The sequence below is a fragment of the Streptomyces sp. BV286 genome (genome assembly GCF_019090165.1).
GTDB lineage: Bacteria > Actinomycetota > Actinomycetes > Streptomycetales > Streptomycetaceae > Streptomyces.
Genome location: NZ_JAHRIB010000164.1, coordinates 1 through 26,604, shown reverse-complemented (window position 1 = coordinate 26,604; position 26,604 = coordinate 1). Strand labels below are relative to the sequence as shown.

Annotated in this window: 20 protein-coding genes and 1 tRNA gene; 12 read left to right on the top strand and 9 right to left on the bottom strand. The window is 70.4% G+C overall.

All coding sequences use genetic code 11. The features are described from left to right. The first annotated feature begins 71 nt into the window (after positions 1-71). A complete protein-coding gene (locus KUF83_RS29615) occupies positions 72-857 on the top strand; it encodes a GntR family transcriptional regulator (protein ID WP_217458053.1) in 786 nt (261 codons plus the stop codon). Between the two features lie 192 nt (positions 858-1,049). Here the strand turns inward: KUF83_RS29615 and KUF83_RS29610 are convergent. Further along, positions 1,050-1,125, bottom strand: a tRNA-Arg gene (locus KUF83_RS29610). Positions 1,126-1,470: 345 nt separating this feature from the next. After that, on the bottom strand, positions 1,471-2,259 hold the full coding sequence (locus tag KUF83_RS29605) for an IclR family transcriptional regulator (protein WP_217458052.1): 789 nt from the start codon (positions 2,257-2,259) through the stop codon (positions 1,471-1,473). Between the two features lie 96 nt (positions 2,260-2,355). Here KUF83_RS29605 and KUF83_RS29600 point away from each other — a divergent pair, with 96 nt between their 5' ends. From KUF83_RS29600 to KUF83_RS29590, 3 genes are all read left to right on the top strand, one after another. Next, on the top strand, positions 2,356-3,345 hold the full coding sequence (locus KUF83_RS29600) for a 5-dehydro-4-deoxyglucarate dehydratase (RefSeq protein WP_254644578.1): 990 nt from the start codon (positions 2,356-2,358) through the stop codon (positions 3,343-3,345). A 15-nt stretch (positions 3,346-3,360) separates the two neighbouring features. Next, positions 3,361-4,743, top strand: a complete 1,383-nt coding sequence (locus KUF83_RS29595) for a gluconate:H+ symporter (protein WP_374106194.1) — start codon at positions 3,361-3,363, stop codon at positions 4,741-4,743. Positions 4,744-4,859: 116 nt separating this feature from the next. After that, on the top strand, positions 4,860-6,188 hold the full coding sequence (locus KUF83_RS29590) for an enolase C-terminal domain-like protein (protein WP_217458050.1): 1,329 nt from the start codon (positions 4,860-4,862) through the stop codon (positions 6,186-6,188). Positions 6,189-6,305: 117 nt separating this feature from the next. Here KUF83_RS29590 and KUF83_RS29585 read toward each other — a convergent pair whose 3' ends face one another. Together KUF83_RS29585 and KUF83_RS29580 are read right to left on the bottom strand one after the other, a co-directional pair. Further along, positions 6,306-7,994 (bottom strand): IclR family transcriptional regulator C-terminal domain-containing protein, encoded by a 1,689-nt coding sequence (locus KUF83_RS29585; RefSeq protein WP_217458049.1) that lies wholly within the window; start codon positions 7,992-7,994, stop codon positions 6,306-6,308. A gap of 396 nt (positions 7,995-8,390) precedes the next feature. Continuing rightward, on the bottom strand, positions 8,391-9,689 hold the full coding sequence (locus KUF83_RS29580) for a M6 family metalloprotease domain-containing protein (protein WP_217458048.1): 1,299 nt from the start codon (positions 9,687-9,689) through the stop codon (positions 8,391-8,393). A 293-nt stretch (positions 9,690-9,982) separates the two neighbouring features. Here KUF83_RS29580 and KUF83_RS29575 point away from each other — a divergent pair, with 293 nt between their 5' ends. Together KUF83_RS29575 and KUF83_RS29570 are read left to right on the top strand one after the other, a co-directional pair. Beyond that, positions 9,983-10,627 (top strand): TetR/AcrR family transcriptional regulator, encoded by a 645-nt coding sequence (locus tag KUF83_RS29575; protein WP_217458047.1) that lies wholly within the window; start codon positions 9,983-9,985, stop codon positions 10,625-10,627. A 241-nt stretch (positions 10,628-10,868) separates the two neighbouring features. Then, positions 10,869-12,407 carry an MFS transporter gene (locus KUF83_RS29570; protein WP_217458046.1) on the top strand — a complete coding sequence of 513 codons (1,539 nt, stop codon included), beginning with the start codon at positions 10,869-10,871 and terminating at the stop codon, positions 12,405-12,407. A 461-nt stretch (positions 12,408-12,868) separates the two neighbouring features. On the opposite strand, the gene KUF83_RS29565 is transcribed toward KUF83_RS29570, so the two are convergent. Next, positions 12,869-13,372: a MarR family winged helix-turn-helix transcriptional regulator gene (locus KUF83_RS29565; protein ID WP_217458045.1), complete on the bottom strand. Its 504-nt coding sequence runs from the start codon at positions 13,370-13,372 to the stop codon at positions 12,869-12,871. Positions 13,373-13,505: 133 nt separating this feature from the next. On the opposite strand from KUF83_RS29565, the gene KUF83_RS29560 reads away from it, so the two are divergent. Next, the gene (locus tag KUF83_RS29560) at positions 13,506-14,306 is read left to right on the top strand and encodes a dioxygenase (RefSeq protein ID WP_217458044.1); all 801 of its coding nucleotides are present in this window, start codon (positions 13,506-13,508) and stop codon (positions 14,304-14,306) included. Positions 14,307-14,382: 76 nt separating this feature from the next. Here KUF83_RS29560 and KUF83_RS29555 read toward each other — a convergent pair whose 3' ends face one another. Next, positions 14,383-14,901 (bottom strand): GNAT family N-acetyltransferase, encoded by a 519-nt coding sequence (locus KUF83_RS29555; RefSeq protein WP_217458043.1) that lies wholly within the window; start codon positions 14,899-14,901, stop codon positions 14,383-14,385. A gap of 170 nt (positions 14,902-15,071) precedes the next feature. Between KUF83_RS29555 and KUF83_RS29550 the strand changes: the two genes are divergently transcribed. Beyond that, positions 15,072-16,070, top strand: coding sequence for an RNA polymerase sigma factor RpoD/SigA (locus KUF83_RS29550; protein WP_217458042.1), 999 nt, complete (start codon positions 15,072-15,074; stop codon positions 16,068-16,070). Positions 16,071-16,918: 848 nt separating this feature from the next. Here KUF83_RS29550 and KUF83_RS29545 read toward each other — a convergent pair. Then, positions 16,919-17,884, bottom strand: coding sequence for a YafY family protein (locus tag KUF83_RS29545; protein WP_217458041.1), 966 nt, complete (start codon positions 17,882-17,884; stop codon positions 16,919-16,921). 169 nt (positions 17,885-18,053) lie between these two features. Between KUF83_RS29545 and KUF83_RS29540 the strand changes: the two genes are divergently transcribed. From KUF83_RS29540 to KUF83_RS29525, 4 genes are all read left to right on the top strand, one after another. Beyond that, the gene (locus KUF83_RS29540) at positions 18,054-19,580 is read left to right on the top strand and encodes an MFS transporter (protein WP_217458040.1); all 1,527 of its coding nucleotides are present in this window, start codon (positions 18,054-18,056) and stop codon (positions 19,578-19,580) included. 286 nt (positions 19,581-19,866) lie between these two features. Next, positions 19,867-20,628 carry a DeoR/GlpR family DNA-binding transcription regulator gene (locus tag KUF83_RS29535; RefSeq protein WP_217458039.1) on the top strand — a complete coding sequence of 254 codons (762 nt, stop codon included), beginning with the start codon at positions 19,867-19,869 and terminating at the stop codon, positions 20,626-20,628. After that, on the top strand, positions 20,625-21,572 hold the full coding sequence (pfkB, locus tag KUF83_RS29530) for a 1-phosphofructokinase (RefSeq protein WP_217458038.1): 948 nt from the start codon (positions 20,625-20,627) through the stop codon (positions 21,570-21,572). The genes KUF83_RS29535 and pfkB overlap by 4 nt, the downstream gene beginning before the upstream one ends. Positions 21,573-21,942: 370 nt before the next feature. Further along, complete coding sequence (locus tag KUF83_RS29525; RefSeq protein ID WP_217458037.1) at positions 21,943-24,138, top strand: fructose-specific PTS transporter subunit EIIC; 2,196 nt, start codon at positions 21,943-21,945, stop codon at positions 24,136-24,138. Between the two features lie 163 nt (positions 24,139-24,301). Here KUF83_RS29525 and KUF83_RS29520 read toward each other — a convergent pair whose 3' ends face one another. After that, complete coding sequence (locus KUF83_RS29520) at positions 24,302-25,045, bottom strand: DUF6227 family protein (RefSeq protein WP_217458036.1); 744 nt, start codon at positions 25,043-25,045, stop codon at positions 24,302-24,304. 157 nt (positions 25,046-25,202) lie between these two features. Beyond that, positions 25,203-26,420: an Ig-like domain-containing protein gene (locus tag KUF83_RS29515; protein ID WP_217458035.1), complete on the bottom strand. Its 1,218-nt coding sequence runs from the start codon at positions 26,418-26,420 to the stop codon at positions 25,203-25,205. Positions 26,421-26,604: the final 184 nt, after the last annotated feature.

Genomic DNA, 26,604 nt, shown 5'->3' with positions numbered 1-26,604 from the left:
TCTCAGATCGCTAGGCTCTCAACCGTAGCAACAACACTCGCCCACTCGTCTAGATACCTAAAGGAGTGCTCGTGACCTCTCTACGCTCCCTGCTCGGTGGCCTGGATCCGACGAGCGATCGTGCGGTGTTCCGGCAGATCGCCGACCAGCTGTGCGAGGCCATCGACCGTGGGCGATTCAACGAAGGGGAGAAGCTGCCTTCGGAAGCTGAGCTTGTCGAGCACTATGGCGTCTCCCGGATGACCGTCCGCAACTCCTTCTCCGTCCTCCAGGGCGAGGGCCTGGTGCACGCGGAGCACGGCAAGGGAGTGTTCGTCCGGCCACGACCGCCTGTACGGCGTCTCGCTTCCGACCGGTTCGCCCGGCGTCATCGTGAACAGGGGAAGTCCGCGTTCATCGTCGAAGCGGATGCCGCCGGCAGTCACCCGAAGGTGGACAGCCTGGAGGTCAAGGAGGAGAAGGCCACGCAGGACATCTCCGCCCGGCTCGGGACCGTACGACGCGTGCTCGCCCGGCGGCGCCGGTACCTCCTCGACGGTCGTCCGGTCGAGTTCGCCACCTCCTACCTTCCCCTCGACATCGCCCGCGGCACACAGATCGCCGAACCCAACCCCGGCCCCGGCGGCATCTACGCCCGCCTCGAAGAACTGGGCCACCAACTCGACCACTTCGAGGAAGAGATCCGGGCCCGGATGCCCTCGCCGACCGAGGTCAAGACACTGCACCTCGCCTCGGGCGTCCCGGTGATCCACCTCATCCGCACCGCGTACGACACCGAAATGCGGCCCGTAGAGGTCTGCGACACAGTCATGGCGGCGGACGCGTACGTGCTGTCGTACCAACTTCCGGCCACGTAACCGGCGGTGCACGAGGCCACTTCTTCAGACTCGTATAGCCCAAGACGCATAGTCGTATAGACGAATTGGCGAGTTGTGTCTCAGGATGGGTCGCGTTCCCGGAGTCACCGGGCGGGCCACCTGGCCGCCCTCGTTGATGTCAGAAGTGGATGTCAAAGGCCCCAGACCATGATCGGTCCGGGGCCTTTTGGCTGGTGCCCCCGGCAGGATTCGAACCTGCGACACCCGCTTTAGGAGAGCGGTGCTCTATCCCCTGAGCTACGAAGGCGGAGCTTGAGCGGGCCGGTGGTGTTGCTGCGGTGTGGGGTGCTGATGGTGTGTACGCCGCAGCGTCTGCCAGGGACGCTCGGATCACAGCGTACCGGATCAGGGGTGGGGCGGTGAGGCCCCCGTGGGCCGGGCCGGCGGGGGTCGGTCTTCGTGAGGTGCCGTGGTCGGATCGGGCCTGTTCTGCGTGGCGTCCGGGGCGTTGCTCGGCGACGGGGCTCGTGCCGTTCCGCCCGCCTTCTGTTGTCGCCTTCTGCCGCCGCCGTTTGTCCCGCCTTCTGCCGCAGCCTTCTGTCGTCGCCGTTTGTCCCGCCGTCTGCCTGGACGGGGGATCGGGTCGTGTCGGTCAGCGCCAGTCCGGGGTGCCCGATGTCGACGGGAGCACGCTTTCGATCTTCGTGCGCATCTCCCGCATGACCGCGATCACCCGGGTCTCGTGCGCCTCGCTGAGCCTGGCCACCGGTACCGAGCAGCTGATGGCGTCCGTGGCCGGTGTGCCGTACCGCAGGGCGAAGCCGAAGCCCGCGATGCCGGTCACCGTCTCCTCGCGGTCGATCGAGTAGCCGCGCTCGCGTACCTCCGCCAGGTCGGCGAGCAGCGTGCTGCGAGTGGTGTGTGTGTTGTCTGTCAAGGCCGCCAATGGGCCTTCGGAGAAGGGGAGTTCGTTGTCTGGGCGCTCGGCGAGCAGTGCCTTGCCGAGGGCGCCCGCGTGGGCGGGGATCCGGCGGCCGACCCTGCTGATCGTGCGCAGGTATTCGTGGGACTCGCGGGTCGCGAGGTAGACGACGTCCGGGCCGTCGAGCCGGGCCAGGTGGATCGTCTCGCCGAGTGCGTCCGAGGCCTCGTCGAGATACGGGCGCACCACGCGGACGTGCGGATCGCTGTCGAGGTAGCTCGTGCCCGTGAGCAGTGCGCGGATCCCGATGCCGTAGAGGGACCCCGTCGTGTCCGAGCGCACCCAGCCGCACTCGATGAGGGTCTGCAGCAGCTGGTACATGCTGCTGCGCGGTACGCCCAGTTCCTCGGCCAGTTCGTCCAGGCGGGCGGGCCGGTCGCCGCGCGTGGCGAGCAGTTCCAGCAGCGCGACCGTGCGGGCCGCTGACTTCACTCCGCGGACTCCGCTGCTCTCCGGCATGCCCACATCGTAAATCCGCGGTGCCGCACCCATTGACCATGCCGGTTCACCGACCTAACCTCCGTTCTCATACATGTACGCCATCTGCATATGGAGATGAGATTCGGAATGCGGTTCAGCGCGGAGACCGAAGCCGTGGCCCAGCGGCTGCGCGACGGCATGGCGGGCGGAGTGCTGTCCTTCCCCCTGACGAGCTTCCGTGACGACGGCGGGCTCGACCTGCCGGCGTACCGGGCCTACCTGACCGCCCAGTTGGCCGGCGGGCCTGACGCGGACGCCCCGGGCGCCGTCTTCCCCGCCTGCGGAACCGGGGAGTTCTTCTCGCTCGACGAGGACGAGTACCGCGCCGTGGTCCGGGCCACCGTCGAGATCGTCGACGGTCGCCTGCCCGTCGTCGCCGGCGTCGGCTACGGCTGGGCCCAGGCCCTGCGGTTCGCCCGGATCGCCGAGGACGCCGGCGCGGACGCCCTGCTCGTACTGCCCCACTACCTGGTCGGCGCCCCGCAGGACGGCTTGGTCGAGCAGGTGCGCCGGATCGCCGCCGGCACCCGGCTGCCGCTCATCGCGTACCAGCGCGGGCAGGTCACCTTCACCGCCGACGGCCTGCGCCGCATCGCGGAGATCCCCACGGTCGTCGGCCTCAAGGACGGGCACAGCGACCTCGACCGCCTGCAGCGCCTCACGTTCGCCGCCCCCGACGGCTTCCTCTTCTTCAACGGTGCCTCCACCGCCGAGATCCAGGCCCGCGCGTACGCCACCGTCGGTGTCCCCGCCTACTCGTCGGCCGTCCACGCCTTCGCCCCCGAGATCGCGGGCGCCTTCTTCACCGCCCTGCGCGAGGACGACGACGCCACGCTCACCAAGCTCCTGCGCGACTTCTACGTTCCGCTGGTCGAATTGCGCGACCGCGTGCCCGGGTACGCCGTCTCGCTCGTCAAGGCCGCCGCCCGGCTGCGGGGGCTGCCGGTCGGCCTCGTACGGGCCCCGCTCACCGATCCCGGCGACGACGACCTCGCCGAGCTGGAGCGGATCCTCGACGCCGGCCTGGCTCTGGTCGGAGCGGTACGCCGACGCGGCGACGCCTGACATACGGCGCCTGACATACGACGCCTCGAATACAGCTCAACAGTTCAAAGGGGAACTGCCATGCCTCTGCTCGTAGTCGGGATCAGCGTTCTGGCGCTGCTGTTCCTCATGACCCGGACCAAACTCAACGGCTTCGCCGCGCTGCTGCTCGTGGCGGTGGGTGTCGCCCTGGTCCGGGGCATACCGGTGGCCGAGATCCCGGACGTCCTCGCGGAGGGCATCGGGGGCCAGATCGGCGACACGATGCTCACCATCGGCCTCGGTGCCATGGTCGGCCGGGTCATGGGGGACTCCGGCGCCGCCCAGCGGATAGCCGGAAAGCTGTTGGACGCCTTCGGACCACGCTGGGTCCAGGTGGCCATGGTGGTCACGTCCATGCTGATCGGCGTGACCATGTTCTACGAGGTCGCGTTCATCATCATCGTGCCCATCGCGTTCACGCTCGTCAGGGTCACCGGGGCCAATCTGCTGTGGGTCGGCCTGCCGATGTCGATCGCCCTGTCCACGATGCACAGCTTCCTGCCGCCGCACCCCGGCCCCACCGCCGTCGCCGCGACCTTCCACGCCTCCGTCGGACACACCCTGTTCTACGGCCTGTTCATCGCCGTCCCGGCCGGCGCGCTCATCGCCCTGCTGTGGCCGCGGCTGCCGTTCATCAGGGCCATGAACCCGTCCATCCCCAAGGGCCTGGTCAGCGACCGCGAGTTCGAGGACGAGGAGATGCCCGGCCTGGGCTGGTCGCTGTTCGTGGCGCTCTTCCCCGTGGTGCTGATCGCCGGCGCGGCCGTCATCGACATGGCGACCTCGGGCCACAGCCCGCTCCTGAACTTCGTCGCCTTCATCGGCTCGGCGCCGATCGCGCTCATGCTGACCCTGCTCCTGGCGATCTGGGCCTTCGGACCACGCATCGGCCGCAGCCTCGCCGACGTCAACGCCTCGTGCACCTCGGCGGCCCAGTCGATGGCGATGATCCTTCTGGTCATCGGCGCGGGCGGCGCCTTCAAGAACGTCCTCGTCGAAGGCGGGATCTCCGACTACATCAAGGACGCCACCGACAGCTGGTCCATCTCGCCGATCGTCCTCGCGTGGCTCATCGCGGTCATCCTGCGGGTGGCGCTCGGCTCGGCGACCGTCGCCGTCGTCACCGCCTCCGGCGTGGTGCTCCCGCTCCTCGCGGGCAGCGGGATCCACCCCGAGATCATGGTCCTCGCCGTGTCCTGCGGATCGATCGCCTTCTCCCACGTCAACGACCCGGGATTCTGGCTGTTCAAGGAGTACTTCAACCTCTCGGTCATCGAGGCGATCAAGGTACGGACCACCTATACGACGGTGCTCGCGATCCTGGGTCTCGGCGGCGTCCTGGCACTGGAGTGGAGCCTCGACGTCCTCAGCCTGTGACGCCCGACCTGCCCCTCCTCCTCCTGCCCCTCCTCCTCCTTCTCCTCCTCCGACTCCCCCTGTCTCCCGCCCGGGGTCTCCCCTCGCCTCCCTCGCAGCCAAGGACTTCGATACGTATGAATCAGCCGACCGTCACCGAGTTCGCCGTCTACCCCGTCGCCGGCCGCGACTGCATGGAGCTGAACCTCTCCGGCGCGCACGGCCCCTACTTCACCCGCAACATCGTGGTCCTCCGGGACTCCGAGGGCCGTACCGGACTGGGGGAGGTACCCGGGGGTGAGAAGATCACCCGGACGCTGCAGGATGCCGAACCCCTGGTCGTCGGAGCGAAGTTGGGCGACTACAAGCGGGTCCTGCGCGGGATCGGGGACCGCTTCGCCGACCGCGACTCGGGTGGCCGCGGCGCCCAGACCTTCGATCTGAGGACCACCGTGCACGCCGTCACGGCCGTCGAGTCGGCGCTCCTCGACCTCCTCGGCCAACACCTCGGCGTACCGGTCGCGGCACTCCTCGGAGACGGCCAACAGCGGGACTCCGTACGGGTCCTGGGCTACCTCTTCTACGTCGGCGACCCGGACCGCACCGATCTGGAGTACGTCCGTGAGCCCGACTCGGACGTCGACTGGTACCGCGTCCGGCACGAGGAGGCCCTCACGCCCGAGGCGATCGTCCGGCAGGCCGAGACCGCCTACGACCTGTACGGCTTCCGGGACTTCAAGCTCAAGGGCGGTGTCCTGGACGGCCCCGCTGAGGTCGAGGCCGTACGGGCGCTCAAGGACCGCTTCCCCGGGGCGCGGATCACCCTGGACCCGAACGGCGCGTGGTCGCTGCGCGAGGCCGTCGAGCTGTGCCGGCCACTGGTCGGCACGCTCGCCTACGCCGAGGACCCCTGCGGGGCCGAGGGTGGTTACTCCGGGCGCGAGATCCTGGCGGAGTTCCGCCGCGCGACCGGGCTTCCGACGGCCACCAACATGATCGCCACCGACTGGCGGCAGATGACCCACGCGCTGGCGCTCCAGTCGGTGTCCATCCCGCTGGCCGACCCGCACTTCTGGACGATGCAGGGTTCGGTGCGGGTGGCGCAGCTCTGCAACGCGATGGGGCTGACCTGGGGCTGTCACTCGAACAACCACTTCGACATCTCGCTCGCCATGGTCACCCACTGCGGTGCCGCGGCGCCGGGGGAGTACAACGCCCTGGACACGCACTGGATCTGGCAGGAAGGGCTGGAGCGGCTCACCGTCGCGCCGCCGCGGATCGTCGACGGCGAGATCGCCGTGCCCGAGGCGCCCGGTCTGGGCGTCGAGCTGGACATGGACCGGCTCCTCGCCGCCCACGACCTCTACCGCGAGAAGGCGCTGGGCGCCCGGGACGACGCCGCCGGGATGCGGTACCTCGTCCCGGACTGGCAGTTCGACGCGAAGCGGCCCTGCCTGGTTCGTTGACGCTCGCGGGGGAGGAGAGGGAGCGAGAGGGAGGGGCGGTCCCTCCCGATTCCGGTCCCTGCGCCCCTCGGGGGTCTGTCGCGTGGCCGGGGCCAGGAAGGTTGTCCGGTCGGGTGGTCAGGTGGCCGGAACCCGGGTGAACCGCCCGGCCACACGCAGATCCGCCTCGATGCGCCCGGCCGTCGCGGCCAGCTCCGGCAGCACCTCGCCGACGCACTGCTCGGCCGTGCGGCGCGAACTGTGCATCGCCACGTTCACGGCCGCCACGACCCTCCCCGTACGGTCGCGCACCGGGACCGCGATGGACCGCAGACCTTCCTCCAACTCTCCGTCCACCAGGGCGTATCCGTTCTCCCGTACGCGGTTCAGGGTGGCCCCGAGGACGGCCGGGTCCGTGACCGTGTGCGGGGTCAGCGGGTGGAGGCGGGCCAGGAACGGGGCCCGCTCGGCCGGGGTGAGGTCCGCGAGCATCACCCGGCCCAAGGAGGTCGGAAAGGTAGGCAGCCGTGTGCCTACCGTGATGTTGACGCTCATGATGCGGCTGGTCGCGACGCGGGCCGTGTACTGGATCTCGTCGCCGGCCAGGACCGCCAGGGACGCCGAGTCGTGCAGCAGGTCCGCGAGTTCGGCCAGGTGCGGGGCCGCGAGCTGCGGCAACGTCGTACGGGACAGCGGCGGGAAGCCGAGGGACAGGACCCGGGGCGTCAGGGAGAAGGTCCGCCCGTGGGCCGTGACGTGGCCCAGGTGCTCCAGCGTGATCAGCGCGCGCCGGGCCGTCGCCCGCGCGAGGCCCGTCGCCTGCGCCACCTCCGTGAGCGTGAGCGCGGCGCGGCCCTCGCCGAACGCCGTGATCACGGTCAGTCCGCGGGCCAGCGACTCGACGAACTCCCGGCCCAGTTCCTGCTTCGAGGCCCCGGTCCAGGTGGCCAGCCCGGCGGGGGCGGCGGGCGGCTGGGCGGGGGCCTCGCGCAGATCCCGTTCCATCGCCTGCACGGTCGCCCGCAGCCGGGGCAGCAGGGTGTCCCGCAGGGAGTCGGCGGTGTGCCGGCTGGTGTGGCTCACCACGCTCACCACGCAGGCGACGCGTCCACCGAGGTCCCGCACGGGCACCGAGACGGCGACGAGGCCCGGCTCGATCAACTGGTCGTCGAGGGACCAGCCCCGGGCATCCGCCTCCCGTGTGCGCTCCTCGAACTCCTCGTCCCCGACGGGGTGTTCACGTGGGGGCAGCGTCGGGAACCCCAGGTCGTGCGGGTCGGCGGCCCGCCGGTCCCGCCATCTCGCCCAGTCCTCGGGGGTCCACTCGGTCGCGAACAGGGGGCCGGGCGCGGTCCGTTCGGCCGGGAGCAGGTCGCCGATGCGGAAGCTCAGGGACATCGCGCGGCGGCGGGTGGCCTGGTGGATGAAGCGGATGCCGTCCCGGTCCGCGACGGCCAGCGACACCGACTCGTCCAGCTCGTCCGCGAGCGCGTCGGCCCGCGTGTCCAGCAGGCGGGGCAGCCGCAGGGCGGCCAGGTAGGCGTTGCCCAGCTCCATCAGCCTCGGCGCGAGGACGGCGTCCCGGCCGTCTAGGCGCAGGTATCCCATGCGGGCCAGCGTCGCCGCGATGCGGTCCACCGTGGATCTGGCGAGGCCCGTGGTCCGCTCCAGGCCACTGAGGCTCGATGTTCCGCCTGCCTCGGTGAGCCGGCTCAGCACGGTGATGCCGCGCATCAGGGGGATGACGGCCTCGACGGGGGCGACTGCGTGGAGCTGGGCGGGGGCGACTGCGTCGGGCTCGGTGGGTGTGTGGTGGGTCGGTGGCATGGCTCCCCATTACGGTGTCCGCACCACGGTAATGAATGCGGTGGGGCGGTCGTGGGGTGGCGTCGCGGTCCTGTGGCGGGGCCTCGCCTGTGTGGGTGCTGTGTTGGCGCCGGGTCACTGAAGGATTGCGCCGTTCCCCGCGCCCCTCAGAGGGACATGGTCGTATTCGAGCTGCGGGTCCGCGGGGGCTGGTCGCGCAGTTCCCCGCGCCCCTGAAAGGATTGCGCCGTTCCCCGCGCCCCTGAAAGGACTGCGCAGTTCCCCGCGCCCCTTAAAGGATTGCGCCGTTCCCCGCGCCCCTCACAGGACTGCGCCGTTTCCCGCGCCCCTCAAGACCCCGCGTGTCTGCACATGTCGGGGGTGCGGACCGGACCGGTGCTGTGGCTGTTGTGGTGTTCATGATGTTGTGGGGCGGCCTCGGGTTACGTACACCTGGTGGTTTCCCTTGGTGTCCGTGCCTGCGATCGTGATGCGGATGCCGGTTCTCAGGTCCTTGAAGTACTGGCCGGGGGAGAAGGTGGCGTCGGAGAGTTCCGCGTGGACGTTCGGGCTGCGGGTGCAGCCGCCGCTGTCCTTCGTGGAGTCGATCACGGTGACCGGGCCGTGGCCGGTGTCGACGTCCGCGGCCACCTTGTAGATGAGCACGCCCGTCTTGCAGACCGCCTCGTCGTTGCCGGCCTGGGTGCGCAGTTCGACCGCGTACCCCGTCTTCGAGTCGACCGGGACGAAGATCAGTTTGCCACCCGTGCCGGGCTCCGCCAGCGGGGTGAGCACGTGCTCGGTCGTGCCGGGCGCCGAGGCGCAGCCGACCTGCGAGTCGTCGAGCCAGCCGAGCTTCCACTTGTGCCAGCCCAGCAGGTCGTTGTCGGCCCCCCAGTCCTCGCTCATGATGTCCCAGTGGCCGACCGAGCCGCCCCCCTCCTGGGTGTAGAGGTCGGGCAGCCCGAAGACGTGGCCGTTCTCGTGGGGGAGCACGCGGTAGCCGGTCTCCGCGTACGAGCCGGAGCCGTCGTCCTGGCGGCTGTAGACGAAGGACGCGTTCGCGACGGGCACTCCGTCCGCGACCGGCGCCTGGGTGTTGCCGGCGAAGGTCACCGACAGGACCGTGTCGAGTGCGGAAGGGCCGGCGTTCGGGGTGATGAGGACGTTCAGCAGGTCGTACTCCCGGAAGTCCACCTTCGGGTCGGCGGTGGCCACGATGTCCTGGACCAGCTCGCGGTAACCGGGGTCGAAGGGGGCGCCGCGTTCTATCCCGTACGCCTTGAAGGACTTGGGCATCCGCAGCCAGCGATCTATCGGGGCCTGCGGGCGGTAGTCGAGACGGCCGTACGAACTGGTGCGGAACCAGTCGGTGGTCTGCGGGAAGAACTCGCCGAAGCGGTCGAGCGCGCTGCCCTGGCCGGGCGCGTCGGAGAAGTCGACCATCAGGTTCAGGGCGCGGACGGTGCCGGTGGAGCGCGCGTAGCCCGCGGGGGTGGGGATGCCCTCCGACATCTGCACACCCAGCGGGCCGCTGATCATGCAGGGGCCGAGCGGGGAGGACCGGGCCAGCGCGACGGGTCCCGCCGCCGTCGGCGCGCCTGCCATCAGACGTCCGGACCCGGCGGAGGTGCTGACCGCCAGGGTGAGGAGGGTGACCGATGCGAGGGCTGCGGCGCGGCGGCGCGGGCGTATCCGACAGCGGGTCGGCTGCATGCAGGGGCCTTTCGCTCCAGGCAGCCGGCCGTTCTGGCTGCACCCTGTTCGATCACCCTGTGCCGCCGAATGCGCGGGCGCGCGCTGGAGGAGACCGATCGTGTGGAGGCGGGCCGAACCCTGCCCGAAGCATGTGACTCAGGTCACAGGGAATCCTTCCCGGGTCGGGAAATAACCGGGGACCGTTTCCCCGTTTAGCCCTGTGTCCGCAACGAAACGGGGAGAGGGTCCCCGGATCGTATGGACGTCAGGACCACCGAGAGACCACCGAGAGATCTTCGAAGGAGTACGCCGTGGAGACCGCAACCGCCGCACAGCGCAAGGTGCCCCGCCCGCGGGCCGATGCTCTGCGCAACCGGGAGCGGATCGTCGCCGCCGGGCGAGAGATGTTCGTCGAGTTCGGCGCCGAGGTGCCGCTGGACGAGATCGCCCGCCGGGCCGGCATCGGCAACGCCACGCTGTACCGCAACTTCCCCGACCGGGCATCCCTCCAGCGCGAGGTCGTCTGCTCGGTCATGGACCGTGTCTCCGAACAGGTGGAGCAGATGCTCGCGGAGACCGGTGACGCCTTCGAGGCGCTCTCGCGGTTCGTGCACGCGTCGGCCGACGAGCGGATCGGCGCCCTGTGCCCGATGCTCTCCGAGGCCTTCGACAGGGACCACCCGGACCTGGTCGCCTCCCGCGAGCGGGTCGAGAGCCTGGTCGAGGAACTCATGGAGCGCGCCCGGGATGCCGGCCAGCTCCGCTCCGACGTCGCCGTCGGGGACCTCATGGTCGCCATCAGCCAGCTCACCCGGCCCCTGCCCGGCACCGCGTGCCCGAACATGGACCGCTTCGTACACCGTCACCTGCAGCTCTTCCTGGACGGTCTGCGGGCACCCGCCCGCTCCGTACTGCCCGGCGAGGCCGCGACCATGGAGGACCTGCGACGAGCGTGACCCACCAGCCCGACCGGACCGACCAGCCAGGCCGGCCCGACTGAACACTCAGACCACAGCCACCACCGCCGCAACGGTCACCACCGCCACAACGGCCACCGCCGTCCCAACAGCCACCGGTCGTCACCGACAAGGACGTCGAGGAGGGCGTCGACAACGAAGTCGACGAAGACGTCACCGGCGACGAGCCGTCCCCTTCCGTCACCTTTTTTCGCTACGAAGTCCTGAAGTGGGTATTCCCATGTCTGAAACAGCCCAGGCCACCGCCGCCAAGGCGCCGGCTCCCGACTCCAACCGCTGGAAAGCGCTGACCTTCATCGCGCTCGCCCAGCTGATGGTCGTGCTCGACGCGACCATCGTGAACATCGCACTGCCCTCGGCCCAGCAGGACCTGGGCATCTCCGACGGCAACCGGCAGTGGGTCATCACGGCCTACGCCCTCGCCTTCGGCGGACTCCTCCTGTTCGGCGGCCGCATAGCCGACCTGTGGGGCCGCAAGCGCACCTTCGTCACCGGCCTGATCGGCTTCGCCGGCGCCTCCGCCCTCGGCGGCGCGGCCACCAACGAGGCGATGCTGCTCGGCTCCCGTGCCCTGCAGGGCGCCTTCGGTGCCCTCCTGGCGCCCGCCGCGCTCTCCCTTCTCGCGGTGATGTTCACCGACGCCAAGGAGCGCGCCAAGGCGTTCGGCATCTACGGTGCGATCGCCGGTGGAGGTGGCGCCGTCGGCCTCATCCTCGGCGGTGTCCTCACCGAGTACATGGACTGGCGCTGGACGTTCTTCGTGAACATCCCGTTCGCGATCGTCGCGGCCCTCGGCGCGTACTTCGTCATCCGTGAGCCGCAGGGCGGCCGCAACCGCTCGCCGCTCGACATCCCGGGTGTCGTCCTGTCCACCCTCGGTCTCGTCGCCCTGGTCTACGGCTTCACGCGCGCCGAGTCCGAGGGCTGGAGCGACTCCGTGACCATCGGCATGTTCGTCGCCTCGGTCGTGCTGCTCGCCGCGTTCGTCGTCACCGAGTCCAAGGTCAAGGCCCCGCTGCTGCCGCTGCGCGTCATCACGGAGCGCAACCGCGGAGGCATCTACCTCTCCCTCGGCCTCGCGATCATCGCGATGTTCGGCCTGTTCCTCTTCCTCACGTACTACCTGCAGATCGTGAAGGGCTTCTCGCCGGTCAAGACGGGCTTCGCCTTCCTGCCGATGATCGCCGGCATGATCGTGGGCTCGACGCAGATCGGCACCCGTCTGATGACGCGGGTCCCCCCGCGCATGCTGATGGCTCCGGGCTTCCTGGTCGCCGCGGTCGGCATGCTGCTCCTGACCCAGCTGGAGATCGGCACCTCGTACGCCGGTGTGATCCTGCCGGCGATGGTGCTGCTCGGCCTCGGTATGGGTACGGCGTTCATGCCCGCCATGTCGCTGGCCACCCAGGGTGTCGAGCCGCGTGACGCGGGTGTCGCCTCCGCGATGGTCAACACCTCGCAGCAGGTGGGCGGCGCGATCGGCACGGCCCTGCTCAACACGATCGCCGCGTCGGCCACCACGTCGTACATCAAGGACCACATCGGCGGGGCCACCTCCCAGTCCCAGCAGCAGCTCGTCCAGCTGCAGGGCCAGGTGCACGGCTACGCCAACGCGATCTGGTTCGCCGTCGGCATCCTCGTCGTCGCCGCGGCGATCGCCGCGACCTTCGTCAACGCCGGCCGCCCCGACATGAGCGCGTCCGCCGGCTCGCTCGACGGAGCCGAGGACGACCTCCGGGTCCCGGTGGTCGCCCACTGACGGCGCCGCCGGAGGCGGGGTCCGACCCCGCGGGTCCGCCCGCGCCCTTCAAGGGCGCGGGACCCCGCCCCACCTCCACCGGCACACCTGACGGGAACACCCACTGACCTCGTACGTACGCGGGGGTGGGGACGCCTTCGTACGTACGACCGGGATCTGCCCCGACTCCAGAACACCGGAGCCGGGGCAGATCCATGCCCCCAGGCCCCCTCGCCCCTGCCGACCCTCAGACCCGAGCCCCGGAGCAGCCCCTTTAGGGGCGCGGGGAACGGCGCAATCCTTTAGGGGCGCGGGCAACTGCGCAGTCTCTTGGGGGCGCGGGGAACGGCGCAATCTTTTAGGGGCGCGGGGAACTGCGCGACCAGCCCCCGCGAACCGGCACCCGAAAACTCCCCCGCACCCCGGTGAAGCCACGCCCCCGGCGAAGCCACCCCGGCGGAGCCACCCCGGCGGAGCCACCGTCACCGAAGCCAGGGAAGATCCGCCCCCGCCTCCTCCGGCTGAAGCCCTTCGGCAATGACAAGCATGGCCTCCCCGAGAGCCCCCCGCTGCTCAGGAGTGAGCCGGTCGAACACGGCCTGACGCACGGCGGCCACATGCCCGGGAGCCGCCCGCTTCAGTACCTCCTCGCCCTCGTCCGTCAGCACGGCGAACTGCCCACGCTTGTCCGAAGGACAGTCCTCCCGCCGCACCCACCCGTTCTTCTCCAGGCGTGCGATCGCGTGCGACAGCCGAGACCTGGTGATCTTCGCCTGCATCGCCAGCTCGGTCATCCGCAGCCGCCGACGCGGGGCCTCGGCCAGCTTCACCAGCAGCCCGTAGTAGACGTGCGGCATGCCCGCGTCACGCTGCAACTGGCGGTCGAGATGGTCCTCGAGAAGAGTGGTGGCGTGCATGAACGCACGCCAGGTGCGCTGTTCCTCGTCACTGAGCCAGCGCGGCTCGTCAGCGGATGCCTTGTTCATACACCTACTGTACGAGGCCCCTCCTTGAATCTTAAACAAGTAGGGAGTAAGCTCGCTGATGTAAAGCTTGATACTTCAAGCAACAGCTTCGGGCCGAGCCGCCCGGGTCCTCGTCACACAGGGAGCCGCAGTCATGTCCGCCGCCACCGAGGAACGTGCCGTCGTGGAGCGCATGCCCGCCCTCTACCTCTCGCACGGCGCCCCACCACTGGCCGACGACCCGCTGTGGCCCGGCCAGCTCGCCGCCTGGTCCGCCGACCTCCCGCGCCCCAAGGCCGTCCTCATGGTCTCCGCGCACTGGGAGGAGGCCCCGCTCGCCCTCGGCGCGACCACGACCGTCCCACTCGTCTACGACTTCTGGGGCTTCCCCGAGCACTACTACAAGGTGCGGTACGAGGCTCCGGGCGCCCCCGAACTCGCCGAGTCCGTCCGTAAGTTGCTGCGCGCCCCCGGTATGCCGGTCCAGGACATCCCCGACCGCGGGCTCGACCACGGCGCGTACGTCCCGCTCGTGGAGATGTTCCCCGCGGCCGACATCCCGGTCCTGCAGATCTCCATGCCCACGCTCGACCCGGTCCGCCTCATGGACATCGGCCGCAAGCTGGCTCCGCTGCGCGACGAGGGCGTCCTCATCGTGGGCTCCGGCTTCTTCACCCACAACCTGGCGGCTCTGCGTCAGGGCGGCATTCCCGGCTGGTCGTCCGAGTTCGACGCGTGGGGCCACCAGGCGCTCGACTCCGCCGACGTGGACGGCCTCCTCGACTTCCTCCACAAGTCCCCGGCGGGCCGGCTCGCGCACCCGCGCACGGAGCACTTCGCCCCGCTGTTCGTGACCATGGGGGCGGCGGACGCCTCCGGCGAACTGGACGCGCAGCGATCGGTGATCGACGGCTTCTGGATGGGCCTGGCCAAACGCTCGGTACAGTTCGGCTGACGGCTGACGGCTGACGGCTGACGGCTGACGGCTGACGCGGTCGGCGCTCCGGCCGACGGCCGCCGGGCTCCGCCCCTCAGAGCTCCTTCTCGTACCAGGCCACGTCCCAGTACCGTCCGAACTTCCGCCCCACCTCCCGGTACGTGCCGACGTGCCGGAAGCCGAACCGCTCGTGCAGGCGCGCCGACGCCTCGTTGGGCTGGGCGATCCCCGCGTAGGCGCGGTGGACGTCCTCGTCCGCGAGTGCCTCGAACAGGGACTTGTAGAGGAGCGTGCCGACACCCCGGCCGCCCGCGTCGGGGGAGAGGTAGATCGTCACCTCCACGGACGTCCCGTACGCCGGCTTCGGACGGAACGCGCTCGATGTGGCGTACCCCAGAATCCGCTGTGAGTCCCTGGTCAGGGCAACCATCAGCCGGTGCGGGCCGTCTTCAGGGTGGGAGAGCAGCCAGGGGCGGCGCTCCTCGGGAGTGAAGATCACCGTGTCGAATGTGATCGGCGTCTCACGCACGTAGTGGTTGTAGATGTCCGTGAGGGCGTCGAGGTCGCCTTCGACTCCCGGTCTGACCTGCACCTCTGTACGTTCCGACGACACCGTGCCTCCCTTTTACGGCGGCACAGGGTACTGCAAGATCAGAAAAATCGAGGGACCCGCTGGGAATTCTGTCCGGATTCCAGTCGTTGTTTCCATCGGAAGCAGGGCACTCGGGAGGGTGTCCGAGCGACCACCAGGACCCGCAAGCCCACCATCGCAAGGGAGCACGCATGGCAACCCGTGCCGTCGCCCGTCGTAAGTCCGCCTCAGGCCGGACCGACGCGGCACGCAGTGTTCGCGTCGTAGGCGGCGAGATCGCCGACCGCGACCTGGTCGGCATGTATCTCGACGAGATCGCGCGCACACCGCTGCTCGACGCCGCCAAGGAAGTGGACCTGTCCCAGACCATCGAGGCCGGGGTGTACGCCCAGCACATCCTGGACGGTGAGGTCACCGACACCCAGGTGAAGGCCTCCCGCGAGGAGCTCGAGGCGCTGGTCGCCGACTCCGAGCGGGCCAAGGACGTCTTCATCCGGTCGAATCTCCGCCTGGTCGTCGCGGTGGCGCGACGCTACCCCCGCAGTGGCCTGCCGCTGCTGGACCTGATCCAGGAGGGGAACGCAGGCCTGGTCCGCGCGGTCGAGAAGTTCGACTACCGCAAGGGCTTCAAGTTCTCGACGTACGCGACCTGGTGGATCCGTCAGGCCATCACCCGCTCCATAGCCGACCAGTCCCGCACCATCCGGCTCCCCGTCCACCTGGTGGAGGAGCTGGGCCGGATCCGCCGCGTGCAGCGCGAGTTCAACCGCGAGCACGGCCGCGAGCCGGAGCCCACGGAGATCGCCAAGGAGCTCGGCTCGACGCCGGAGCGTGTGGTCGACGTCCTCGACTGGGCCCGCGACCCGGTCTCGCTGAACATGGCGGTCGACGACGACGGCGACACCCAGTTCGGTGACCTGCTGGAGGACACCTCGGCCGTGTCGCCCGAGCAGTCCGTGCTCACGCTGCTGCGCAGCGAGGAGCTGGACGACCTCATAGGCCGGCTCGACCAGCGCACCGCCTCGATCATCAAGATGCGGTACGGAATCGAGGACGGCCGGGAGCGCACGCTCACCGAGGTCGGCAAGGAGCACGGCCTCACCCGTGAGCGCATCCGCCAGATCGAGAAGCACGCGCTGCTGGAGCTGAAGAAGCTCGCCCGGTCCACAGGGTTCGACGCCGCGGCGTAGCCCCTCCGGGCGGCTGCCCGACCCGGCTCACCCGGCTCCCCACCGGTCCCGTCCGGGGCCGCGCCACAGCTCGGTACCAGGTTTCGTGCCCGCGCCGCCCGCCCGCCCGTACGGCGCGGGGCACCGAGGCCGTGTCACCGCACACGCGGCCGCTGCCGCGGCGTTCCGGCGGCAGGGGCACCCCCTCCGGCGGCCCGGACCGTGCGGGCTCCGGCTCCGGGAAGTCCGGCTCCGGGCTCCGGCGGCGCCCGTGCTCCACGCGTGCTTCAGGGCGAGAAAAACTGGTCCTCGTGAGCAGGATTGGGTTCGCGTTTCCGGGGCAGCTGACCCTACCCGGGGGCATGCCGATGGGGTCGTAGTCGGCCATGCCGCACAGCATGGCTGGTCAAGGCCTCGCACCGGGTCGCACAGAAGTCCGTTTACAGCCGCTTCAACCCGCCGGACCCGGGGCACAAGACTCCAGGGTCCCCCAGAGCCGAGTCCCGACGCGCTCCCCCCCAGCGCCGGGACTCTTCCAGAGCCGAGCTCCGGCGCCTCCCCCCCCTGGCGCCGGAGCTCGGCTCCATCTGTATGGCCGTGCGCTGTGAGGCTGCGCCAGCGCGGGCATGGCTGCTGGGCCACCCCGAACCTGAACCCCGGGGTGACCCAGGTGGCACATTGTGCCACGGGGGCACATCCTGCCAAAGCGGCCCGGCGCGCCCCATGCGCCCCGACGGGTTCGGTGCGATCCGACGCGGTCCGGTCCAGTCCGGTGCGGTACGTCAGTCCCCAGCGGGTTGCGGGGAACCGCGCGACCAGCCACGGCGGGCCCGCAGTCGAGGCACCGCACCGGACGTCCAGCGGAGCGCTCAGCCCCCGGCGGCACGGCTCAGACGGCTGCCCAACCTGCCTACGCAGTCGACGAGTTCAGTCGGCCCGTGCACGGTGAACTCACAGTCCAGCATCGCGAGCCGCACCGCCAGCCACTCCACCGCGTCACCGGCCGAGGCGCGCAACCGGCACCGCTCGCCGTCGATCGGCTCGGGCACCCCCAGCCACCCGGGCAGCCGCGCCGCGACGAACTCCGCGGACGCGGCGAACGTCACCTCGAACTCGTACGTGTCCTGCCGCCGGTACATCGACTGCCGCAGGTACTCGGCCGCGTCCCCCGTCGGCAGCTCGCGCGGCGTGAAGCGGGCCCCGGTCGCGAAGGGGTCGGCCACCCGGTCGACCCGGAACGTCCGCCAGTCCGCCCGGTCGAGGTCGTACGCGACGAGATACCAGCGGCGGCCGGTCGAGACGAGCCGGTACGGCTCGATCTGACGCCGGCTCTCGGCCCCGTCCTTCGCCCGGTACGCGAACCGCAGCCGCTCCCGGCCCGCGATCGTCGAGGCCATCACCGTCAGCGTCTCGGGCGCGATGCTGGCGCCGTCCCCCGTGGTCAGGGGAGTGGTGGCGGCCTGCAGCGTGGAGACCCGGTGGCGCAGGCGGCTCGGCAGCACCTGTTCGAGCTTGGCCAGCGCCCGAACCGAGGCCTCGTCGACGCCCTCGACGGCGTGCCCCGCACCGGCCCGCAGGCCCACCGCGATCGCCACCGCCTCCTCGTCGTCCAGGACCAGCGGTGGCATGGCCTTTCCGGCGACCAGTCGGTAGCCGCCGTCCGCGCCCTTCGTCGCCTGCACCGGATAGCCCAGCTCGCGGAGCCGGTCGACGTCCCTCCGTACGGTCCGCCGCGAGACACCGAGCCGGTCCGAGAGCTCGCCGCCCGGCCATTCCCGCGGGGTCTGCAGAAGGGAGAGGAGCTGAAGGAGCCGTGCCGGGGTGTCGGTACTCATGGGGTCTCCCTCTGGTAGGGCTCCCGAGCCCCGTCTGTGACGCGGGGAGCCGTGCGACCGGCCACGACGCGCCCGCACTCTCCGGACGCGCCACGGCCTTTGCCAACGACTTCGAGGATGCCTCAGAAGTAGGACACGATCTGACCTACATCCCTCCTACCTTACGAACATGACCTCGCCAAACAGCACCCCCGCACCCTTCGGCCCGGAGGCCGCCCCGGCGGCGGACCGCCGCCGCTGGTACGCGCTCGCCATCGTGATGACCGCGGCCTTCATGGACCTGGTCGACGTCACGATCGTCAACATCGCGATCCCGTCGATCCAGCGGGACGCGGGCGCGTCCTTCAGCCAGATCCAGTGGATCACGGCGGGTTACGCGCTCGCCTTCGCCGCGGGACTGATCACCGGCGGGCGGCTCGGTGACATCCACGGCCGCAAGCGCCTCTTCCTCGTCGGCATCGGCGGCTTCACCCTCGCGTCGGCGCTCTGCGGCTTCGCGGTGAACCCGGACATGCTGGTCGCCTCCCGGATCCTCCAGGGCGCCATGGCCGCGCTGATGGTGCCGCAGGTCCTGTCGATCGTGCACGCCACGTTCCCGGCGCACGAGCGCGGCAAGGTCTTCGGACTGTTCGGCGCGGTCGTGGGTCTGGGCGCGGTCTCCGGCCCCCTCTTCGGCGCGCTGCTCACGGAGTGGAACCTGTTCGGTCTGGAATGGCGGCCGATCTTCCTCATCAACCTGCCGGTGGGCATCGCGGGCCTGATCCTGGGCCGGAAGTTCATCACCGAGTCCAAGGCCCCGCACGCCCTGAAGCTCGACCTCGTCGGCGTCGCGCTGGTCACCCTCGGTCTGCTGATGCTGCTCTACCCGCTCATCCGCGGCCGCGAGCTGGGCTGGCCGGCGTGGGGGTACGTCTCGATGGGCGGCGCCCTCGTGGTCTTCGGGGCCCTGGTGGCGTACGAGAAGAGGAAGGCCGCGCGTGACGGATCGCCTCTCGTCGAGCTGTCCCTGTTCAAGGTGAAGAGCTTCGCGGCCGGCATCGCCGTACAGACCGTCTTCGGGATCGGCCTCGGCATCTTCTTCCTGGTCTGGACGCTCTACATGCAGGCCGGCCTCGGCTGGTCCCCGCTGCGGGCGGGACTGACGGGCGTCCCCTTCTCGATCGCGGTCTCGCTGGCGGCCGGGCTGTCGGTGCAGCAGCTGGTGCCCCGGTTCGGCCGGAAGGTGCTCCAGGCGGGCGCGCTCACCATGGCCGCCGGCGTCCTGCTCTACATCTGGGAGTCGGAGCGGTACGGCATGTCCATCGCCTCCTGGCAGATGGCCCTCCCGCTGGTCGTCATGGGCCTGGGCATGGGCCTGATCGTCGCCCCGCTGACGGACGCGATCCTCTCCGAGGTGCCGCGTGAGCACTCCGGCTCGGCGTCCGGCCTGATCAACACCGTCCAGCAGATGGGCAACGCCCTCGGCCTCGGCCTGGTCTCCGTCGTCTTCTTCGGCACGATGTCCGACCACCTGGCCGGCCCCGAGGTGGGTCCCGCGTTCGTCGACGCCTTCCAGTACGCGCTGGTCTGGGTCGTCGTCGTGATGACGGCCATCTTCCTCCTGATGTTCGCCCTCCCGAAGCGTCCCGCCCAGCACGTGGAGGGGGCGGAGACCGCCGAGGTCCTGCCCGCCAAGGAGCCCGAACTCGTGGGCTGAGCAAAGCGGTTCACCGATCCGGCGCTTCGAGGCCCGGCCCCTTCCGGGGCCGGGCCTCGCGTCATCCCACGGTCGGCCTCACGCCACCCCAGGGCCGGGCTTCGCGCCACCCCAGGGCCGGGCTTCGCGCCACCCCAGGGCCGGGCTTCGCGCTCCGCGGTCGAGCGACAACCGTCTGATGTCCGTTCATGCCCACTCGATGCCCGAACCTGTTTACTTTCCCGAAATCCGAGCGTAGCCTCCGAGTGAAACCACAGGTTCGGGCACAGGGTGGAGGCGAACGGGCATGTACGCACCTGAGCGGCAGCAGGAGATCCTCCGGCTCGCGCGTGACGGTGGCCGCGTGGACGTGGTGTCACTGGCCGAGGAGTTCCAGGTCACGGCCGAGACCATCCGGCGCGACCTGAAAGCCCTCGACCGCGCGGGACTGCTGCGCCGGGTCCACGGGGGCGCCATACCGGCCGGACGGCTCGACTTCGAGCCCGACCTCGCCGAGCGCGAGACCACCGCCGCCGACGAGAAGGACCGCATCGCCAAGGCGGCCCTCGCCGAGCTGCCCGACAAAGGCACGATGATCCTCGACGCGGGCACGACCACGGCCCGCCTCGCCGGGGCCCTCCCGCTGGAGGCCACCCTCACCGTCGTGACCCACAGCCTGCCCATCGCGGCCCGCCTCGCCGACCATCCCGGCATGCAGCTCCACCTCATCGGGGGCCGCGTCCGGCACCGTACACGCGCGGCCGTCGACGCCTGGGCGCTGCGGGCCTACGGAGAGATCCGCGCCGACGTCGTCTTCCTCGCGGCGAACGGCTTCTCCGCCGAACACGGCCTGACCACCCCGGACCTCGCCGAGGCCGCCGTGAAGCGCGCCGCCCTCGCCGCCGCACGCCGCGTCGTGCTGCTCGTCGACTCGGCCAAGCACGGACAGGAACACTTCGCACGCTTCGGCGACCTCAGCGAAGTGGACCTGCTGATCACCGACAGCGGGCTGAGCCCCGAAGACGCGACCGCCATCGAGCGCGGCGGCACGGAAGTAGTGCGCGCATGATCCTCACCGTCACCCCGAACCCCTCCCTGGACCGCACGTACGAGGTCCCGTCGCTCGACCGGGGCGAGGTCATCCGGGCCACCGGAGAGCGCATGGACCCGGGCGGCAAGGGCGTCAACGTCTCGCGGGCGGTCGCCGCCGCCGGCCGGCGCACCGTCGCGGTCCTGCCGCTCGGCGGAGCCCCGGGCGCCCTCGTCGCCGACCTCCTCGACGCACAGGGCATAGAGGTCGCACCGGTCCCGGTCGCCGGGGCCACCCGCTCGAACATCGCCCTCGCCGAAGCGGACGGCGTCCTCACGAAGATCAACGCCCCCGGACCCGAACTGACCCCCGCCGAGGAGGAGTCCCTCCTGGAGGCCGTACGCGAACAGTCCCGCGACGCCGACTGGATCGCCTGCTGCGGCAGCCTGCCGCGCGGCCTCGCACCCTCCTGGTACGCGGAACTCGTCGCCCGAGCCCACCAGGCGGGCGCCCGCATCGCGCTGGACACCTCGGGACCGGCGCTGCTCGCTGCACTGCGCGAGCGCCCCGACGTCGTCAAGCCGAACATCGAGGAGCTCGCCGAAGCGGTCGGCCGCCCGCTCGCCACGGTCGGCGACGCGGTCAAGGCCGCCGAAGAACTACGGGAGCTGGGCGCGCGCGCCGTGCTCGCCTCCCTCGGCGCGGACGGACAGCTCCTCGTCGGCGAGGAAGGCGTGTGGTTCGCGAGCGCCCGCGTCGACGTCGTACGCAGCAACGTGGGCGCCGGTGACTCCTCGCTCGCCGGATTCCTCATCGCCGGGGGAAGCGGACCCCGCGCGCTCGCCTCCGCCGTGGCCCACGGCGCGGCCGCCGTCCAACTGCCGGGCAGCGAGATGCCGAGCCCGTCGGACCTGGACCCGGCCGCGGTGACGATCACCTCGGAAATCCCGGTGGACCGCGTACTGACGGAGCCGGCGCCATGAGAGCCGGCGCCGTGAGAGCCGACGGCGTGAGAGTCGGCGTCGCGGAGAGCCCTCTCGCGAGGAACCGAGGCACGGTCCCGACGCGACGGGGACTCCCCTTACCCGCCGCGACCTCGACCGTGGTGACCGCAGAGGCAACAGCGGAAACGACGGCAACAGCAACAGCAACAGCAACAACGACAGCAGCGACCACGGCCGCGCGGGGGCGGGGCCACTCCGGCCCCGCCATATCCACCCACCCCGTATCCCCGCACCCCGCAGCCACCGCGGTCCTCGACCGCAGCCTCGACTGCGGCACCCCCGTCACCACCCCCGTCCCCACCCTCGCCCACAACTCTCCCCGGGCGATACGCGTGCGAAGGAGCCCGCGATGAGCGAGATGATCACCGCGGACCTGGTCGATCTCGACCTGTCCGCCGATACGAAGGAAGCGGCGGCCCGCGCCCTCGCCGAGCGCATGGTGTCCCTGGGGCGGGTGACCGACCTGGACGGATTCCTCGCCGACGTCGCCGCCCGCGAGGCCCAGATGCCGACCGGCCTCGACGGCGGCATCGGCATCCCGCACTGCCGCAGCGAACACGTCACCGAGCCGACCCTGGCCTTCGGACGCAGCGCGGCCGGGATCGACTTCGGCGCCCCCGACGGCCCGGCCGACCTGATCTTCCTGATCGCCGCACCGGCCGGGGCGGACGACGCCCACCTCACCATCCTGTCGTCGCTGGCCCGCCAGCTGATGAACGCCGAGTTCACGTCCGCCCTGCGGTCGGTGGGCGACGCGACGGCCGCGGCGGCCCTCATCCGCGGCGACGAAACCCCCGCCTCCGCGGCCGGTCCCGGCTCCGAGCCCGACACGGCAGAGGCCGGCAGCGGGGCTGGGACCGGGCCCGAGTCCGCCTCGACCGACGCGGAGCCGACTCCCGCCGCGTCCCCGACCGCAGCGGCGCCCCCGGCCCCGGCGGCCACGGACGGCGCCACCACCACGGCCTCCACCGCCCCAGCCACGCCCGCCGCATCCGACACATCCGCCGCGCCCGCCGCATCCGCCGAGCAAAGCGGCGGCAGGCCCTTCCGCATCGTCGCCGTCACCTCCTGCCCCACCGGCATCGCGCACACCTACATGGCGGCCGAGTCGCTGGAGAACGCGGGCCGCGCGGCCGGTGACGTCGAGGTCGTCGTCGAGACCCAGGGCTCGGCCGGCTTCACCCGGCTCGACCCGGCGGTCATCGCCGCCGCGGACGGCGTGATCTTCGCGCACGACATGCCCGTACGGGAGAAGGACCGGTTCGCCGGAAAGCCCACCGTGGACGTCGGCGTCAAGGCGGGCATCAGCAAGGCCGCCGAACTGATCGCACAGGTCCGCGACAAGGCCGACCGCGGCGAGGTCACGGCGGCCGCCCGGCCCGGCGGCGGCACGCCGGTGCAGCGCGCCGGCGAACCCGGCGAGGGCTACGGCACGAAGCTCCGCAAGTGGCTGATGTCCGGCGTGAGCTACATGGTCCCCTTCGTGGCCGCGGGCGGTCTGCTCATCGCCCTCGGGTTCGCCATCGGCGGCTACCAGATCAACGAGGCCAAGCCGGTCACCGAAGTGTTCAACTGGGGCCAGATCGACAGCTGGGCCGCGCTGCTCTTCCAGATCGGCGGCGTCGCCTTCGGCTTCCTGATCCCCGTCCTCGCCGGATACATCGCCTACGGCATGGCCGACCGTCCCGGCCTGGTACCCGGATTCGTCGGCGGAATGATCTCGGCCAACATCGCCGCGGGCTTCCTCGGCGGCCTGGCCGCGGGTCTGCTGGCCGGCGGTGTCGTCCTCGCCATCCAACGGATCAAGATCCCACCGGTGCTGCGCGGCATCATGCCGGTGGTCGTGATTCCGCTGGTCTCCTCGATCATCGTCGGCTTCCTGATGTTCATCGTGATCGGCAAGCCCATCGCCGAGGCACAGAAGGCCATGACGGACTGGCTCTCCGGCCTCTCCGGCACCAACGCCGTCCTCCTCGGCGTGCTGCTCGGCCTGATGATGTGCTTCGACCTCGGCGGCCCGGTCAACAAGGTCGCCTACGCCTTCGCCACCGGCGGCATCGCGGTCCAGGACCCGAGCGGGTCCGCGATGAAGATCATGGCGACGGTCATGGCGGCCGGCATGGTCCCGCCGCTGGGCATGGCCCTGGCCACCACGATCCGCAAGAAGCTGTTCACCACGGCCGAGCGGGAGAACGGCAAGGCCGCCTGGGTCCTCGGCGCCTCCTTCATCTCCGAGGGCGCGATCCCCTTCGCGGCCGCCGACCCGCTGCGGGTCATCCCGGCCTCGATGGCGGGCGGCGCGGTCACCGGCGCACTGACCATGGCCTTCGGCTCGACGCTGCGCGCCCCGCACGGCGGCATCTGGGTCACCTTCCTGATCGGCAAGCCGTTCCTGTACCTGCTGGCCATCGCGGTCGGTACGGCGGTCACGGCCGGCCTGGTCATCGTCCTGAAGGGCATGCGAAAGCAGGCGCCGGGCGACGGCACGGAGAAGACCCCCGAGGCCCCCACGGCGTCTCAGGCGAAGGAGCCGATCGCGGCCTGAACACTCGCTCAGCACTCACCACTCAGCACTGAGTGCTGAGCGCTCACCACTCACCACTCAGCACTCGACCGAGAGCAAGAAACGACTGTGGCCCGGGACGGCGAAGTCCCGGGCCACAGCGGCGCCCCAGCAAGGAGAGTCGGGCCCTCCGGCGGAATCCCGCCTAACCGCCGGAGGCCCGGCGCTCCATGGCCTGCCGTGCGTCCTCCTCCGAGGGATACACCTCGCACATGTGCCGCCCGTCGGGCGTGGCCGTGTGCTCGACCTCCCACAGGGACAGCTCACGGCCGTCGCGGAGCAGGAAGGCGTGCTCGTAGAGCGAGTAGCACAGCCCTCGCCGACCGGCCCGGCACGGCCGCCCGAAAGCCTGGGTGATCTGGTGCGCGAACGCCAGCCGAAGCAGCTCGGCCATGTCCTCGCCCGGCCGGTCCGTGTTCTCCGCGCGGCGCAGCAGCCGCCGGCCGTGGTCCGCCGAGCCGTCCGCGACATACGAGTGCAGCGGCTCGGCGACGGCCGACAACCGCACCATCACGGGCAGTTCGAAGTCGGGCGCATCCGACGGCAGCGGCAGCCGAGCCGTCGCGGTACGCAGCTCTTCCTCGTCCTCGTACACCTCGTGCTGGGTGTCACGGCCCGGCGCGGTGTTGTGGACCAGCTCCCAGAGCGTGGACGCGCTCCCATCGGCGAGCAGCCAGGTATGGCGGTACGTCTCGCGGTGCAGCCCCGCGCTGTGATGCGCGGAGTGCAGTGAACTGTCGTGGGCCAGCGCCCGGTCGAGCCGCCGTATGGTGTCGTCCGACAGCTCGAAGGAGTTCAGGGCGCGACCGAGGAGTCGCGCGAGATGCTCCTCCGGAGACTCGGGCGACTCGGGTGGCTCGTACGCTGCCGTCTCGTACGGAACGCTCAAGGCTTCTCCCGGCGTTGCTGCATGTCACCTTGTGGGTGCATACCGTAGCCCCTCGGTCGGACATCATGCCCGGGAACCGAGAAAACGTACGCCCAGAAAACGCCGGGGCCGCGCGACAAGTTCCTGCGCGGCCCGACGGAACCTCAAAACCCTGTGGTCAGAGGGCGCTTCCGGCAGTCCAGGCACTCCATGCCATGTTCCAGCCGTTGAGGCCGTTGTCCGGCGCCACCGTCTTGTCGGGGGAGTTCCTGACCGTCACGACGTCCCCGACGAGCGAGTTGTCGAAGAACCACTTGGCGGTCGTGTCGCCACCGGCCCCCCGCACGTCCGCCAGCCCGATGCAGCCGTGGCTGGTGCCCTGCTTCCCGAAGGGCGGATTGCCCTTGTTGTACCAGTAGTTGCCGTGAATGAACGTCCCCGAGGTCGTCAACCGCATCGCGTTCGGAACATCCGAGATGTCGTACTCCCCGCCGTAGCCGACCGTGGACCCGTTCATCCGTGTCTGCCGGAACTTCTCGGAGATCACCATCTGCCCGTTGTACGTGCTGTTCTCCGGGCTGCCCGCCGAGATGGGGATCGTCCTGACGGTCTTCCCGTCGCGTACGACCTTCATGGTCTGTGTGGCGACGTCGACCGTGGACACCTGCGAGCGGCCGACCGTGAACGTGACCGTCTTGTCCTGCACGCCGTAGACGCCGTTCGCGCCCTCCACCCCGTCCAGGTCGACCTTCATCGTGACCTTGGAACCGGCCTTCCAGTACGCCTCGGGCCGGAAGTCCAGCCGCTGCGTACCGAACCAGTGCCCGACCACCTTCTGGCCACTGCTGGACGTGACCCGGATGTGCGACTGCACGTCCTTCTTGTTGCTGATCGCCTTGTCGAACGTGAAGGACACGGGCATCCCGACCCCGACCTTCGTCCCGTCGTCGGGCGTGTACGTCCCGATGAAACTGTTGTCCGTCGACACGGTGGTGAAGATGGAGTTGGCCGCCGCCGTCTTCCCGTCCGCATCCTTGGCAGTGGCGGATATCTGGTACTTCGTCCCTCGCTCCAGCTGCTCCTCGGGCTTCCAGCTCTTCCCGTTCGCCGCGATGACCCCCGGTACGGCCGTGCCCGTCGCCGACGCCGTCATCTTCACCTCGGTCAGCTTCCCGTCGCTGACCTTCACACCGGTCGAGTTGATCGACGCCCCGGTCGAACCGTCCTTCGCGGAGATCACGACCTCGGGCGCGGAGGCCTTGGCCCCACCGGACTTGTCGTCGGTCCTGTTGTCGGCCTTGGCGTCGCCGCCGCACGCGGTGAGGGTCAGGGCGCCGACCATCAGGGCGGCACATGCCGCCAGCGTGCGCCTCGCTGTTGTGTCCGGCGTTGTCACGGGCTGCTCCAGGAAGTTGCGGTTGGGGACGATCCGCTCCGGTCCGTGGAGAAGATTCGTGGAGAAGGAGGGGCACACGCACCTCCCGGGTTCCCCCAACCCGCCCCGAACGCCCTCACGTGACAGAGTCGGGACAATCCCACACCCGACAACCACCTTGGCCCGGCAACATCTTGGCCCGCCC

Excerpts from the sequence above, each read along its gene's own strand:
- KUF83_RS29605 (WP_217458052.1), bottom strand. The coding sequence starts at position 2,259 with ATGCCGGAGAGCAGCGGAGTCCGCGGAGTGAAGTCAGCGGCCCGCACG.
- KUF83_RS29535 (WP_217458039.1), top strand. The coding sequence starts at position 19,867 with ATGTACGCACCTGAGCGGCAGCAGGAGATCCTCCGGCTCGCGCGTGAC.
- KUF83_RS29590 (WP_217458050.1), top strand. The coding sequence starts at position 4,860 with ATGAATCAGCCGACCGTCACCGAGTTCGCCGTCTACCCCGTCGCCGGC.
- KUF83_RS29565 (WP_217458045.1), bottom strand. The coding sequence starts at position 13,372 with ATGAACAAGGCATCCGCTGACGAGCCGCGCTGGCTCAGTGACGAGGAA.
- KUF83_RS29585 (WP_217458049.1), bottom strand. The coding sequence starts at position 7,994 with ATGCCACCGACCCACCACACACCCACCGAGCCCGACGCAGTCGCCCCC.
- KUF83_RS29580 (WP_217458048.1), bottom strand. The coding sequence starts at position 9,689 with ATGCAGCCGACCCGCTGTCGGATACGCCCGCGCCGCCGCGCCGCAGCC.
- KUF83_RS29525 (WP_217458037.1), top strand. The coding sequence starts at position 21,943 with ATGAGCGAGATGATCACCGCGGACCTGGTCGATCTCGACCTGTCCGCC.
- KUF83_RS29600 (WP_254644578.1), top strand. The coding sequence starts at position 2,356 with ATGAGATTCGGAATGCGGTTCAGCGCGGAGACCGAAGCCGTGGCCCAG.
- KUF83_RS29545 (WP_217458041.1), bottom strand. The coding sequence starts at position 17,884 with ATGAGTACCGACACCCCGGCACGGCTCCTTCAGCTCCTCTCCCTTCTG.
- KUF83_RS29540 (WP_217458040.1), top strand. The coding sequence starts at position 18,054 with ATGACCTCGCCAAACAGCACCCCCGCACCCTTCGGCCCGGAGGCCGCC.
- KUF83_RS29550 (WP_217458042.1), top strand. The coding sequence starts at position 15,072 with ATGGCAACCCGTGCCGTCGCCCGTCGTAAGTCCGCCTCAGGCCGGACC.
- KUF83_RS29570 (WP_217458046.1), top strand. The coding sequence starts at position 10,869 with ATGTCTGAAACAGCCCAGGCCACCGCCGCCAAGGCGCCGGCTCCCGAC.
- pfkB (WP_217458038.1), top strand. The coding sequence starts at position 20,625 with ATGATCCTCACCGTCACCCCGAACCCCTCCCTGGACCGCACGTACGAG.
- KUF83_RS29560 (WP_217458044.1), top strand. The coding sequence starts at position 13,506 with ATGTCCGCCGCCACCGAGGAACGTGCCGTCGTGGAGCGCATGCCCGCC.